This window comes from Micromonospora rifamycinica, from assembly GCF_900090265.1.
Classification (GTDB): Bacteria; Actinomycetota; Actinomycetes; order Mycobacteriales; family Micromonosporaceae; genus Micromonospora; species Micromonospora rifamycinica.
In genome coordinates, this window is sequence record NZ_LT607752.1 from 2798044 (window position 1) to 2811922 (window position 13879).

The following is a 13879-nucleotide window of genomic DNA, read 5'->3' on the forward strand; positions in this document are numbered from 1 at the left end:
CCTACAGGGCGTCGAGGCCGCGTTCGCCGGTACGGACCCGGACGACCTCTTCCACGCCGGTCACCCAGACCTTGCCGTCACCGATCTTGCCGGTCCGGGCGGCGGCCACGATCGCGTCGACCACCTTGTCGACGTCCATCTCGTCGGTGAGCACCTCGACCCGGATCTTGGGCAGGAACTCGACCGTGTACTCGGCACCCCGGTAGACCTCGGTGTGCCCCTTCTGACGCCCGTACCCCTGGACCTCGCTGACGGTCAGGCCGGCGACGCCGAGGGCGTGCAGGGCCTCCTTCACCGCGTCCAGTTGGTACGGCTTGATGACCGCGGTCACCAGCTTCATGTCCAAGCCCTCCATTCTCCGAACGTTATCCGGCGACCTTCTCGTCCACCGGCGCGGCGGCCGGCTCGGGGGCCTCCGGGGAGGCCGGCTTCGCGCCGCCCGGGGTGATCCCGGCCATCGCGAACGCCCCACCACCGGCGCCGCCGGTGCTCGGGGACAGGTCGTAGCCGCTCTCCGCGTGCTCGCTGATGTCGATGCCCTCGACCTCGTCGTCAGCCTTGACCCGGAAGCCGAGGGTCTTGTCGATGACGAACGCGAGCACCCAGGCGACCCCGAACGACCAGGCGGTGACGATCAGACCGGCGAGGGCCTGGCGACCGAACTGGGTGACGCCGCCGCCGTAGAACAGGCCGTCGGAGGCCCCGACCACGTCGCTGATCGCGGCGTTGACCGAGTTGGTGGCGAACAGGCCGAGCCAGAGCGACCCGATCCAGCCGCCGACGAAGTGCACGCCGACCACGTCGAGCGAGTCGTCGTAGCCGAGCTTGTACTTCAGGCTGATGGCCAGCGCGCAGACCACACCGGCGACGATGCCGAGCAGGACCGCGGCCCAGGGGGCGATGAAACCACAGGCGGGGGTGATGGCGACCAGACCCGCGACGGCACCGGACGAGGCACCGACCATGGTCGGCTTCTTGTCCTTGATCCACTCCACCGCGATCCAGCCGAGCACCGCCGCGGCGGTGGCGAGCTGGGTGTTGATGAAGGCCAACCCGGCGACCGAGTCGACGGTCAGCTCCGACCCGGCGTTGAAGCCGAACCAGCCGAACCACAGCAGGCCGGCGCCGAGCGCGACCAGCGGGATGTTGTGCGGCTTCATGCCCTCACGCGGCCAGCCCAGCCGCTTGCCGAGCACCAGGGCGACGGCGAGCGCCGCCGCACCGGCGTTGATGTGCACCGCGGTACCACCGGCGAAGTCGAGCGCGTGGATCTTGGCACCGATGATGCCGCCACCCCACACCCAGTGGGCCACCGGGAAGTAGACCAGGGTGGCCCAGCCGAAGGCGAACAGCAGCCAGCCGCCGAACTTGGCCCGGTCGGAGATCGCGCCGCTGATCAGCGCGACGGTGATCACCGCGAAGACCATCTGGAACGCCATGAACACGTACAGCGGGACGCCGATGCCGCTGGGGTTCTCCGCCGTGGCGCCCCACAGGTCGGTCTCGGCGAGGAAGGTCTTGGTGCCCAGGTACGCACCGGGGTCGCCCCAGAAACCGTTGACGTCGGTCCCGAAGGCGATGCTGAAACCGTAGAACCACCACAGAACAGAGATGAGCCCGATGGCGGAGAAGCTCATCATCATCATGTTGAGCACGCCCTTGGCCCGGTTGAGGCCGCCGTAGAACAGCGCCAGTCCCGGGGTCATGAGCAGCACGAGAGCGGTCGAAACCAGCAGCCAAACGGTGTTGCCGCCGTCGATCGTCGGTGCTTCAGGCACGCTGGCCTCCTAAAGGTGAAGTTCCCTCCTTCGCGGCTTCCGGGGCAGCGTCGCCCGTACGCCGGTTGCGCGGAAGCTTGGTCGGCCGCTGTTTCCGGACCGACACCCCTCGATTTCCGACACGTGACGGGTTGTTTCCGGCGTGTGAAGAAGCGCGATCATGAAATTCGGGAAACGAAAGAGTGGCCGTTCCGGTGACGAACGGCCACTCTTTCCCCGATGACGACCCGTCGCCGGGGCATTCCTGGGCGGTCGACGCGCGGGGACCGGTGTGGGGCCTACGCTCAGCGCAGGGCGTGCTCCAGGGCGTGCCGCTCGTAGTCGAGCAGGCGCAGGTCGCGCATCGGACGACGAAGGTGACCCTTGTGCACGATCCGGACGAACGCCGGCTCACCGGCGGCGGCCATCCGCCGGATGCCCTCCACGTGGTCCACGATCCGCTTACGGATGGTCCGGATCAGCCGGTGCCGGTCCCGGGGGATCAACCCGTACGCGTCGGCGAAGAGGCGTAGCCGGCGGGGCCGGTCCGGGTGCTTCCAGCCGAGCGTGATCGAGTCCCGGTCGGCGAAGATCGGCACCCAGGTCCAGGCCGCGTACGCCACGTCGTAGATCCGGGCGCCGGGCGAGGCGAGGTCGAAGTCGATCAGGCCCAGGGTGCCGTCGGGTCGCCAGATCACGTTGTGCGGGGCGGCGTCGTGGTGACAGATCACCTCGGTGTCCGGCGGCGGCGGGCCGAACGAGCGCCAGACCGCACCGGGCGGCGGGGCGAAACCGTACTGGGCGTCGTGGAACATCCGCAGCATGGTGGCCACCGTCACCAGCGCCTCGTCGGTGACCCAGTGCGGGGCCAGCGGGTACTCCCCGCACTCCCCTTCGAGGTAGGACAGCACCTCCCGGTTGCGCTCGTCCATCCCCAGCGCCCGGGGTGCGCCGGTGAACCCGACGTACTCCAGGTGGCGCAGGAGGGCGTGCACCGAGGGCGTCCACGGGCCGGCGTTGCGCCGGACGGTGTCGCCGACCCGGACCACGGTGCTCACGTTCCCGCCGTGCAGCGGGATCTCCTGCGAGGTCACGTACGGTCTCCCCAGGCCCGGCGCCGCATGGCGGGGGTCACGCCACCCGGCGTACGCGCGATCGTCGTTGCTCACCGCGAGGTTACGCGTCCCGGGCGAGCGGCTCGACGCCGAGCAGCGCGTCGACGAACTGCGCCGGATCGAACGGGGCCAGGTCGTCCGCGCCCTCGCCGAGACCGACCAGCTTGACCGGGATGCCCAGCTTGCGCTGCACGGCGATCACGATGCCGCCCTTGGCCGTGCCGTCCAGCTTGGTCAGCACCACCCCTGTCACGTTCACCACCTCGGTGAAGACCCGGGCCTGCTCCAGCCCGTTCTGCCCGGTGGTGGCGTCCAGGATCAGCAGCGTCTCGTCGATCGGGCCGTGCTTCTCCACCACCCGCTTGACCTTGCCCAGCTCGTCCATCAGGCCGATCTTGTTCTGCAGCCGGCCGGCGGTGTCGATGAGCACGGTGTCGGTGCCGGCGTCGATGCCCCGCCGCACCGCGTCGAAGGCCACGCTGGCCGGGTCGGCCCCCTCGGCCCCGCGGACCGTCTCGGCGCCCACCCGGCCGCCCCAGGTCTCCAGCTGGTCGGCGGCGGCGGCCCGGAAGGTGTCGGCCGCCCCGAGGGTGACCGAACGCCCGTCGGCGACCAGCACCCGGGCGATCTTGCCGCAGGTGGTGGTCTTGCCGGCCCCGTTGACCCCGACCACCAGCAGCACCGCCGGTACCCCGTCGTGGCCGGTGGTGTGCAGCGACCGGTCCAGGGTCGGGTCGAGGGCGTTGACCAGCTCGGCGGCGAGCAGGTCGCGCAGCTCACCGGCGGAGCGGGTACCGAGCACCCGGGTCCGCTCGCGGAGCCGGTCGACGATGTCCCGGGTGGCGTCGATGCCGACGTCGGCGGTGATCAGGCTGTCCTCGATCTCCTCCCAGGCGTCCTCGTCCAGGTGGTCCCGGGCGAGCAGGCCGAGCAGGCCCTTGCCGAAGGCGTTCTGCGAGCGGGCCAGCCGGGACCGCAGCCGGACCAGCCGGCCGGCGGTCGGCTCGGGGACCTCCAGCGGCGGGGCCACCACCACCGGCGGCTCGACCAGGACCCCGGTGGACAGGTCGGACTCGGCCGCCTCGACGGGGGGGCCGGCCAGGTCCTCCTCCGCCCGGGTGTCGACCTCGGTCTGCGGCAACGGGGGTTGCGCCCGCCGCCGCAGCCGGGGCACGACCAGGCCGAGGCCGCCGAGGATCAGCACGCCGAGCAGGGCCAGTGCGACGAGGAGGTAGTCCGTCATGCCGAAATCCTGTCAGATGCCGGCGACGGCGTCCCACTCACCGCCTCCGGAGCTGAGCGAGCTGCGGGTACGCTCGCCGCTGCCGGGGGTGACCCACCGCCCACGGGGTAGAAAAGATGAACCGTCTTCTCCTCGGAGGTGCCACCCATGCCCGAGCCGCGCCTGCTCATCGGCCCGCTGCTGCGCCGGGTCGTCGGCACCCGGGCGACGGTCTGGGTGGAGACCAGCGGGTCCGCGGTGGTCACCGTCCGCACGGCCGACGGCGCCACCGGCTCCGCGCCGACCTTCTCCGCGTACGACCACCACTACGCGCTGGTGGTGGTGGAGGGGCTCACCCCGGACCACGCCACCAGCTACGAGGTGCTGGTCGACGACGAGCTGGTCTGGCCGGTGGCCCGCGACGGCTTCCCGCCCAGCGTGATCCGGACCAGGGCGGCCGACGACCGGGACCAGCCGGTCAGCCTGATCTTCGGGTCGTGCCGGGAGACCACCCAGCACAACACCACCCGCAAGCTGCCCCCGGACGCGCTGGACGCGTACGCCCGGCGGCTGATGGCCGCGCCCGACCCGGACGACCTGCCCGACCTGCTGGTGCTGCTCGGCGACCAGGTCTACGCCGACGTCACCTCGCCCACCGTCAGGCGGCTGCTCAAGCGGCGTCGGCGGCGGCCGAAGGACGCCCCGGCCGACCAGGTGGTGAGCTTCGACGAGTACACCAAGCTCTATCTGGAGTCGTGGCGTGACCCGGAGATCCGCTGGCTGCTCTCCACCGTGCCGAACGTGATGATCTTCGACGACCACGAGGTGATCGACGACTGGAACACCTCGAAGTCGTGGCGGGCCGACATGCGCCAGCAGGCCTGGTGGGCCGAGCGGATCCGCAGCGGGCTGGCCTCCTACTGGGTCTACCAGCACCTGGGCAACCTGGCCCCGGACGAGATCGCCGCCGACCCGCTCTACGCCAAGGTGGTCGCCGCCGGGGACGCCACCGACGTGCTGCGGGAGTTCGGTGAGCGGGTCGACCGGGAGGCCGACGAGGCGCACGACACCGAGCGCTGGCGGGCCGTGCAGTACCAGTGGAGCTACGCGCTGGACCTGGGCCGGACCCGGCTGGTCATGCTGGACAACCGGTGCAGCCGGGTGCTCGAGCCGGGCGGCCGGTCGATGCTGCCGGCCGGCGAGTGGTCCTGGTTCCTGGACCGGGCGCACGGGGTCTACGACCACCTGGTGATCGGGGCGTCGCTGCCGTGGCTGCTGCCGCCGGGCATCCACCACGTGGAGGCGTGGAACGAGAAGCTGGCCGACTCCGGCCGGCCGTGGGTGGCCGGGCTGGCCGAGAAGCTGCGCCGGGCGCTGGACCTGGAGCACTGGGCCGCGTTCCGCCGTTCGTTCGACGCCCTCGGCGCGCTGTTCGTCAGGCTGGGCAGCGGCGTCCCGGCCACGGCCGGCGACCGGGTCGGCGCCGGCCCCGCGTACCCGGCGCCGGCGTCGATCAGCGTGCTCTCCGGCGACGTGCACCACTCGTACGTGGCCCGCGCCCGGTTCGACGACCCGGCGGTGCGTACCCCGGTGCACCAGCTCACCTGCTCGCCGATCCACAACCAGGTGCCGGCGGCGATGCGCCCGCTGATGAAGCTGGGGTGGAGCGCCGGGCCGGCGGCGGCCACCCGGGCGCTGGCCCGCTCGGCGGGGGTGCGCCGCCCGACGGTGCGCTGGAAGAAGCTCGCCGGCCCGTACTTCGGCAACGCGGTGAGCACGCTGCGCCACCGGGGGCGGGAGGCCGAGGTGTTGATCGAGGGAACCACCAGCGACGGGCACCTCCGAGAAGTTGCCAGGCAGCAACTTTCCTCGGCGAAGTGACTTCTGACACGTACCCTCGGTGCCGTGGACGATCATCTGCCCGAGACCCTGCGCGTGCTGGAACACGAACTGACGGCACTGCTGCGCCGCGGTCGGGCGTTGTCCTGGGAGATCGCCGGAGAGGTGCACCCCAACCTGGAGCCGAACGCGTACGGGCTGCTGCTCTGGCTGCGGCGCTCCGGCCCGACCCGGCTCACCGACCTGGCCGCCCTGCTGGGCATCGGTAAGGGCACGCTGAGCCGGCAGATCCAGGGGTTGGAGACGTTGGGCCTGGTGCGCCGCGATCCCGACCCGGACGACCGGCGCGCGGCGCAGCTCCGGCTGACCGGGGAGGGCACCCGGCGGTTCGACACCGCGCGGGCGGCCCGGATGGAGCAGATCAACCGGTCCCTGGAGACCTGGCCGAAGCGGGACGTCGAGGAGTTCGCCCGGCTCATGCACCGGTTCAACGAGACCTTCTGACGCCCGGTCCCGGGGCGTCAGGTGGCGGTGGCGACCCGCCCACGTCGCCACCCTGCCGCAACGGCCACCACCCTGCCGGAATAGCGGTCGGTCACGTCCGGTTGTTGCTTGAGGCAACAAAAGATTACGGTTGCCTGAGGCACCCTTTTTCACCACCGGAGGCAGCGACGATGACCCAGCCGACAGCGCCCGCCAGGGCGACCGGCGTCGAGATGACCCACCGGCAGATCCTGGAGGCCCTCTCCGGACTGCTGCTGGGCATGTTCGTCGCGATCCTCTCCTCCACGGTCGTCTCCAACGCGCTGCCGCGGATCATCACCGAGCTGAAGGGCGGCCAGTCCGCCTACACCTGGGTGGTCACCTCGACCCTGCTGGCGACCACCGCGACCACCCCGATCTGGGGCAAGCTCGCCGACCTGACCAGCAAGAAGATCCTGGTCCAGCTCTCCCTGGCGATCTTCGTGCTGGGTTCCGTGCTGGCCGGGCTGTCCCAGTCGACCGAGCAGCTCATCGCCTGCCGGGTGCTCCAGGGCGTCGGCGCGGGCGGCCTCACCGCCCTGGCCCAGGTGATCATGGCGACGATGATCGCCCCCCGCGAGCGCGGCCGGTACAGCGGCTACCTCGGCGCGGTGATGGCCGCCGGCACCATCGGCGGCCCGCTGATCGGCGGCGTCATCGTGGACACCTCCTGGCTCGGCTGGCGCTGGTGCTTCTACGTCGGCGTGCCGTTCGCCATCGCCGCCCTGGTGGTCCTCCAGAAGACCCTGCACCTGCCGGTGGTCAGGCGGCAGGTGAAGATCGACTGGTGGGGTGCCACGCTGATCACCGCCGCCGTGTCGCTGCTGCTGATCTGGGTCACCCTGGCCGGCGACAGGTACGACTGGCTCTCCTGGCAGAGCGCCGTCATGGTGACCGGCGCGGTCGGGCTCGGCGTGCTCGCCGTCCGGGTGGAGAACCGGGCCAGCGAGCCGATGATCCCGCCCCGGCTGTTCCGCAACCGCACCATCACCCTCGCCGTCGTGGCCAGCATCGCGGTCGGCGTCGGCATGTTCGGCGCGTCGGTCTTCCTCGGCCAGTACTTCCAGATCAGCCGGGGCGAGAGCCCGACCATGTCCGGTCTGATGACCATGCCGATGATCCTCGGCCTGCTGGTCTCCTCCGTCGTCGTCGGCCGGATCATCACCCGGACCGGCCGCTGGAAGCGCTACCTGGTCGCCGGCTCGGCGCTGCTCACCGCCGGGTTCGCGCTGATGGGCACGATCCGCTACGACACCCCGTACTGGCACCTCGCCGGGTTCATGGCGCTGATCGGGCTCGGGCTCGGCATGACCATGCAGAACCTCGTGCTCGCCGTGCAGAACACCGTCGCCGCCCACGAACTCGGCGCGGCCAGCTCGGTGGTGGCGTTCTTCCGCAGCCTCGGCGGCGCGGTCGGCGTCTCCGTGCTCGGCGCGGTCCTCGGCCACCGGGTCAAGGACTACATCGCCGACGGCCTGGCCGGGCTCGGCCTGCCGGGCGCCGGCTCGGGCAGCGGCGGCGTGCTGCCCGACGTGCACACCCTGCCCGGGCCGGTCCGGATCGTGGTGGAGAGCGCCTACGGTCACGGCGCGGGCGACATCTTCCTGGTCGCCGCCCCGTTCGGGCTGATCGCCCTGATCGCGGTGATCTTCATCAAGGAGATCCCGCTGCGCCAGCACACCGGGGACGCCCCCACCGGCACCGTCGCGCAGGAGTCCACCGTCGCGGCGGGTGCCGGGGCGGCGGTGGTCCGGACCGGGACCGACCGGTGAGCATCCCCGTCGAGCGTGAGCAGTACGGCCCGCAGGCCCGCGCGCTGGAGTTCGAGCGGGGCACCGACGGCCCCCGGGTGGTCCTGGTCGGGGTCGACGGCAGCCGGACCTCGCTGCGGGCCGCCTCGTACGCCGCGGGGCTGGCCCGTCGACAGGGTGCCGGGCTGGTGGTGGTCTTCGTCAGCGCCACGGCCGGCTACGCCGGCATGCTGCCCGGGGTGGTGGCCGGGGCGGTCCAGCGGACCCACGACGAGCTGGCCGACGAGCTGCGCCAGGAGTGCCGCCGGGGCGCCGAGGAGCTGGGCCTGCCGGTGACGTTCCTGTGCCGGCGCGGCGACGCGTACGCCGAGCTGCGGACGGCGGCCGACGAGTCCCGGGCGGACCTGGTGGTGGTCGGCTCCTCCGAGCAGGCCGGGCACCGGCTGGTGGGTTCCGTCGCCACCCGCCTGGTCCGCACCGGCCGCTGGCCGGTCCTCGTCGTCCCCTGACCGGGGACCGGGTCGGCGACCGTACCGCGGGGCAGCCCGGCCGGGTGGGGCAGCCGGCCGCCCGCCACTGCACCGCGCCGAGCGCGCCGGGGCAGCGCAGCGGCGCGCGGAATCTCGGTCGCGGAATGTCGGACCGGGCGACAAGGATGCCGGACATGACCTGGAGAGCGCCGGAGATCACCCGGACCCCTGAACTCCCCGTCGGCGACGAGCGGGCCATGCTGGAGAGCTGGCTCGACTACCACCGGCAGACCCTGCTGCTCAAGTGTGCCGGGCTGACCGGCGAGCAGTTACGCACCCCGAGCGTGCAGCCGTCGACACTGACCCTGCTCGGCCTGGTCCGGCACCTGGGCGAGGTGGAGTCCTGGTGGTTCCGGGAGAACTTCGCCGGGCAGCAGGTCGACTATCCGTACGGTTCCGTGGACGACCCGGACGCCGACCTCGACGTGACCCACGCCGACGCCGAGGCCGACTTCGCCACCTACCACGAGCAGGTCACCCTGGCCCGGGCGGTCACCGTCGGCCGCTCGCTCGACGAGACGTTCACCGAGGTCGGCGCCAAGAAACGGACCTTCAGCCTGCGCTGGGTCTACCTGCACCTGATCGAGGAGTACGCCCGGCACAACGGTCACGCGGACCTGCTCCGGGAACGCCTCGACGGGGTCACCGGCGAGTGACCCCGTCGCCGGGTCGGCACGGCCCACCCGGCCGCCGCCGATCCGCCCGGGGTCAGCACCCCAGCGCCGCCCGCAGGTAACGCAGCCCCTCCGGCCCGCTCCACCGGTACGCCGACAGCCCGGCCGCCCGCGCCCCCCGCACCGCCCAGTCCTCGTCGTCGACGAAGAGCACCCGGGCGGGCGGGGTCGCCAGGGCGGCGCAGGCGGCCTGGAAGTACTCCTTCGCCGGCTTGTGCACCCCGACGACCGAGGAGTTGACCACCACGTCCAGCTCGTCGGCCAGACCCAGCTCGGCGAGGTCGGTGTCGAGCAGGTCGGTGGCGTTGGTGCCCAGCCCGACCCGGATCCCGGCGGCCCGCGCCGCGCGGACGAGGGCCAGCACGTCGGGGTCGACCTCACCCCGGTAGCGCTGCCACTGCTCGACCGCCGCCCGCGCCCGCTCCGGGCCGACCGACTCGGTCAGCGCGTCGGCCACGCTGGCCGCCCAGTCGGCGTGACTGATCTGGCCGGTCAGCACCGGCTGGAGCCGCCCCCAGTGCATGGCGATCTCGCCGAGCACCCCGGCGGAGAGGCCGTACTCCCGCTCGATGCCGGCGGCCACCGCCGGATCCCGGTGCCGCAGCACGCCGTCGAAGTCGAGCAGGAGTGCCGTCGGCCGTTCCCGTGCCACTACTGGTTCTCCTCAGTTCGGTCGGACCGCTCGTCGTCGGTCCGGTTGAGCCGTTGGCTGATCACCTGGGTGACGCCGCTGCGCATGGTCACGCCGTAGAGCGCATCGGCGATCTCCATGGTCCGCTTCTGGTGGGTGATGACGATCAACTGGCTCTTCTCCCGCAACTGGGCCAGCAGGGTGATCAACCGGCCCAGGTTCACGTCGTCGAGGGCCGCCTCCACCTCGTCCATGATGTAGAACGGGCTGGGCCGGGCCCGGAAGATCGCCACCAGCATCGCCACGGCGGTCAGCGACCGCTCGCCGCCGGAGAGCAGCGACAGCCGTTTGATCTTCTTGCCGGGCGGCCGGGCCTCCACCTCCACGCCGGTGGTGAGCAGGTCGTCCGGCTCGGTGAGGATCAGCCGGCCCTCGCCGCCGGGGAAGAGCACCGTGAAGACCTGCTCGAACTCGCGGGCGGTGTCGGCGAACGCGCTGGCGAAGACCTCCAGGATCCGCTCGTCCACGTCCTTGACCACGGTGAGCAGGTCACGCCGGGTCGCTTTGAGGTCCTCCAGCTGCTCGGAGAGGAACTTGAAGCGCTCCTCCAGGGCGGCGAACTCCTCCAGGGCCAGCGGGTTGACCTTGCCGAGCAGGGCCAGCTCCCGTTCCGCCTTGGCGGCCCGCTTCTCCTGCACCGGCCGCTCGTAGCGGACCGGCTCGGGCACCGGCAGTCCGTCGCGTTCAGCCGCCGCGACGTCCACCGGGGTCGGCGGGACGGGCTGCGTCGGGCCGTACTCGGCGACCAGGGTCTCCACGTCCAGGCCGAAGTCCTCGGCGGCCTTGGCCTCCAGCTGCTCGATGCGCAGCCGTTGCTCGGCACGGGCCACCTCGTCCCGGTGCACCTGGCTGGTCAACCGCTCCAGCTCCGCGCCGAGCCGCTTGGCCGCGCCGCGTACCTCCTGGAGCTCGGCCTCCCGGGCGGCGCGTTCCCGGGCGACCGCGTCGCGGTGCTCCTCGGCCCGCGCGATGGAGGTGCCGAGCCGGGTCAGCGCCTCGCCGGCGCCGCCGACCACGGCGCGGGCGATCGCCGCCCCCCGGGTCCGCGCCGCCCGGCGGGCCGCCGCCCGCTCCCGGGCCGCGCGCTCGGCGGTGGCCTGCCGGGCCAGCGAGTCGGCCCGACCGGCGATCGAGGCGACCCGCTCCTCGGCGGTACGCACCGCGAGCCGGACCTCCATCTCGTTCTGCCGGGCCCGGGGCACCAGCGCGGCGAGCTGGTCCCGCTCCTCGGTGGAGGGTTCGGCGTCGATCGGGGTGTCCTCGGCGAGCCGCAGCCGTTCCGCCAGCTCGGCGAGGGCGGTCAGGTCCCGTTCCCGGGCCGCCTCGGCACGGGACCGGCTCTCGCCGAGCCGGTCGGTCTCCGCCTTCGCCGACCGGGCCGCCGCGCCCAGCTCGGCCAGCCGGCGGGCGGCGGCGTTGCGGTGGCTCTCCGCCTCCCGTTTCGCGGCGGCGGCGTGCTGCACCGCCTCCTTCGCGGCGGCCACCTCGGCCCGCGCGCCGACGAGCTGTTCCCGCAGCTCGGCACCGGTCCGCTCGGCGGTGAGCCGGTTGGTGCGGGCCTCCTCCACGGCGGCCTGCACCTCGATGAAGCTGGCCGCCTTGGCCGACCCGCCGGCCGCCGCGTACGCCCCGACCACGTCGCCGTCCGGGGTGACCGCGCGCAGCTCCGGATTGCCGGCGACCAGCTCGGCGGCGGCGGCGAGGTCGTCGACGAGCGCCACGTCCCGCAGCGCCCGGTGTACGGCGGCACGCAGCTCGGCAGCGCACTCCACCAGGTCCGGTGCCCACCGGGCGGACTCCGGCAGCCGGGGGCGCAGGGCGTCGGCGGAGCCGGTCATACCCGACCCGGCGGGGCTGCCGACCAGCAGACCGGCCCGCCCGGCGTCGGTGATCTTCAGCAGTCGCATCGCCTCGACGGCCTCGTCGACCCCGCTGACCGCTACCGCGTCGGCGAGCCCACCGAGCGCGGCGGCGAGCGCCGCCTCGTGGCCGGGGGCGACGGTGAGCAGCCCGGCCAGGCTGCCCAGCAGGCCGGGCACCTCGTCGGCGCGGGCGAGCAGCGCCCCGGCGCCGTCCTTGCGACGCAGGCCGAGGGCGAGCGCCTCCTCGCGGGCCTTCCAGGTCGCGGCGTCCTTCTCGGCGGCCCGTTCGGTGTCGGTCAACGCCCGCACGACGGCCTGCGCCCGCTCGTGGGCGGCCACCGCCTCGGCGTGCCGGTCGTCGAGTTCGGCGTTGTCCCGGTCGGCCTCGGTGGACTGTTCGGCGACCGCGTCCAGCTCGGCCTGGGCCTGGTCGGCGCGGGCCAGGGCGTCGGCGTGCGCGGCGGCGAGCCGGTCGATCTCCTCACCGGCGCTGGTGGTCCGGGCCTGCGCGGAGTTCACCTGCCCGGTCAGCCGGGCCAGCCCCTCCCGCCGGTCGGCGATCGCCTTGGCGGCGGCGACCAGTTCCCGCTCGGCGGCGGCGAGCTGGCGTTCCAGCTCCTGCCGGTGCTCGACCGCCTCGGCGAGCCGGATCTGGTCGTCGGTGAGCGCCGCGCGCAGCTCCTCCTCCTGCTCGCGGACCCGCTGCGACTCGGCCTCCAGCTGGTCGGGATCCCGGCCGGGCCGTTCGTCGTCACCGGTGGTGCTGAGGTGGCGCAGTCGCTCCCGGGCCAGCTGCTCCACCGAGCGGAACCGTTCGGAGAGCGCGGAGAGCCTGTACCAGGTGTCCTGGGCGGCGGCGAGCAGCGGCGCGTCCTCGGCGAGCGCCGCCTCCAGCTCGCCGAGGCGGCCCTGGACCTCGGCGTGTTCGCCCTCGATCTGCTCGCGCCGGCCCCGCAGCGCCGTCTCGTCGGCGATCTCCTTGTCCAGGGTGGCCCGCAGGGTGTGGAGGTCGTCGGCGAGCAGCCGGAGCCGGGCGTCCCGCAGGTTGGCCTGGATGGCGGCGGCCCGGCGGGCCACCTCGGCCTGCCGGCCCAGCGGCTTGAGCTGACGGCGCAGCTCGGCGGTGAGGTCGGTCAGCCGGTTGAGGTTCACCTGCATCGCGTCGAGCTTCCGCAGCGCCTTCTCCTTGCGCTTGCGGTGCTTGAGGACGCCGGCCGCCTCCTCGATGAACGAGCGGCGGTCCTCCGGTTTGGCGTGCAGCATGCCGTCGAGCCGACCCTGGCCGACGATGATGTGCATCTCCCGCCCGATCCCGGAGTCGCTGAGCAGCTCCTGGATGTCGAGCAGGCGGCACGAGTCGCCGTTGATCTCGTACTCGCTCTCGCCGGAGCGGAACATCCGGCGGGTGATGGAGACCTCGGTGTACTCGATCGGCAGCGCGCCGTCGGTGTTGTCGATGGTGAGGGTGACCTCGGCCCGGCCCAGCGGTGCCCGCCCGGCGGTGCCGGCGAAGATGACGTCCTCCATCTTGCCGCCGCGCAGCGCCTTGGCGCCCTGCTCGCCCAACACCCAGGCGATGGCGTCGACGACGTTGGACTTGCCGGAGCCGTTCGGGCCGACCACACAGGTGATCCCGGGCTCCAGCTTCAACGTCGTGGCGGAGGCGAAGGATTTGAACCCCTTCACCGTCAGGCTCTTGAGATGCACCTTCTCGATCCTCGTCCGGTGGCCGCCGCAGGCGTCGCGGGCTGCGCGGACCTGGTGAACCCGCAGACTAACCCGTCGGTGCGGGGTGACCGGCACGCGACCCGCCCCGGCCCGGGACGCCGACGCCCCGCCCGGTCGGCAGGAATGGTCGAGTGTGTTACGCCACATCGGGCGTCAAGATCGCGAATTGGTGATCGGCGAAATGCGCC

The 13879-nt window shown here is 72.7% G+C and carries 11 protein-coding genes; 5 read left to right on the top strand and 6 right to left on the bottom strand.

What is annotated here, in order from left to right; all coding sequences use genetic code 11:
- Position 1: 1 nt before the first annotated feature.
- The 4 genes from GA0070623_RS11285 to ftsY all read right to left on the bottom strand — a co-directional run bounded on the left by GA0070623_RS11285 (position 2) and on the right by ftsY (position 4115).
- Positions 2 to 340, bottom strand: coding sequence for a P-II family nitrogen regulator (locus tag GA0070623_RS11285; protein ID WP_067307311.1), 339 nt, complete (start codon positions 338 to 340; stop codon positions 2 to 4).
- A gap of 25 nt (positions 341 to 365) precedes the next feature.
- Positions 366 to 1778 (bottom strand): ammonium transporter, encoded by a 1413-nt coding sequence (locus GA0070623_RS11290; RefSeq protein WP_067307307.1) that lies wholly within the window; start codon positions 1776 to 1778, stop codon positions 366 to 368.
- Positions 1779 to 2062: 284 nt separating this feature from the next.
- Positions 2063 to 2926: a phosphotransferase gene (locus GA0070623_RS11295; RefSeq protein WP_172898393.1), complete on the bottom strand. Its 864-nt coding sequence runs from the start codon at positions 2924 to 2926 to the stop codon at positions 2063 to 2065.
- A 7-nt stretch (positions 2927 to 2933) separates the two neighbouring features.
- Positions 2934 to 4115: a signal recognition particle-docking protein FtsY gene (gene ftsY / locus GA0070623_RS11300; protein WP_067307301.1), complete on the bottom strand. Its 1182-nt coding sequence runs from the start codon at positions 4113 to 4115 to the stop codon at positions 2934 to 2936.
- A gap of 147 nt (positions 4116 to 4262) precedes the next feature.
- On the opposite strand from ftsY, the gene GA0070623_RS11305 reads away from it, so the two are divergent.
- The 5 genes from GA0070623_RS11305 to GA0070623_RS11325 all read left to right on the top strand — a co-directional run bounded on the left by GA0070623_RS11305 (position 4263) and on the right by GA0070623_RS11325 (position 9392).
- Positions 4263 to 5975 (top strand): DUF7800 domain-containing protein, encoded by a 1713-nt coding sequence (locus GA0070623_RS11305; protein ID WP_067307298.1) that lies wholly within the window; start codon positions 4263 to 4265, stop codon positions 5973 to 5975.
- A gap of 24 nt (positions 5976 to 5999) precedes the next feature.
- Entirely contained in the window at positions 6000 to 6437 is a 438-nt protein-coding gene (locus GA0070623_RS11310; RefSeq protein WP_231932750.1) for a MarR family winged helix-turn-helix transcriptional regulator, read from the top strand.
- Positions 6438 to 6607: 170 nt separating this feature from the next.
- Entirely contained in the window at positions 6608 to 8227 is a 1620-nt protein-coding gene (locus GA0070623_RS11315; RefSeq protein WP_067307294.1) for an MDR family MFS transporter, read from the top strand.
- On the top strand, positions 8224 to 8715 hold the full coding sequence (locus tag GA0070623_RS11320) for a universal stress protein (RefSeq protein WP_231932751.1): 492 nt from the start codon (positions 8224 to 8226) through the stop codon (positions 8713 to 8715). The genes GA0070623_RS11315 and GA0070623_RS11320 overlap by 4 nt, the downstream gene beginning before the upstream one ends.
- Positions 8716 to 8870: 155 nt before the next feature.
- Positions 8871 to 9392, top strand: coding sequence for a DinB family protein (locus GA0070623_RS11325; protein WP_067307378.1), 522 nt, complete (start codon positions 8871 to 8873; stop codon positions 9390 to 9392).
- 52 nt (positions 9393 to 9444) lie between these two features.
- Here the strand turns inward: GA0070623_RS11325 and GA0070623_RS11330 are convergent, their stop codons facing one another.
- Positions 9445 to 10062, bottom strand: coding sequence for an HAD family hydrolase (locus GA0070623_RS11330; protein ID WP_067307291.1), 618 nt, complete (start codon positions 10060 to 10062; stop codon positions 9445 to 9447).
- Complete coding sequence (smc, locus tag GA0070623_RS11335; RefSeq protein WP_089004007.1) at positions 10062 to 13670, bottom strand: chromosome segregation protein SMC; 3609 nt, start codon at positions 13668 to 13670, stop codon at positions 10062 to 10064. The genes GA0070623_RS11330 and smc overlap by 1 nt, the downstream gene beginning before the upstream one ends.
- Between the last annotated feature and the right edge of the window lie 209 nt (positions 13671 to 13879).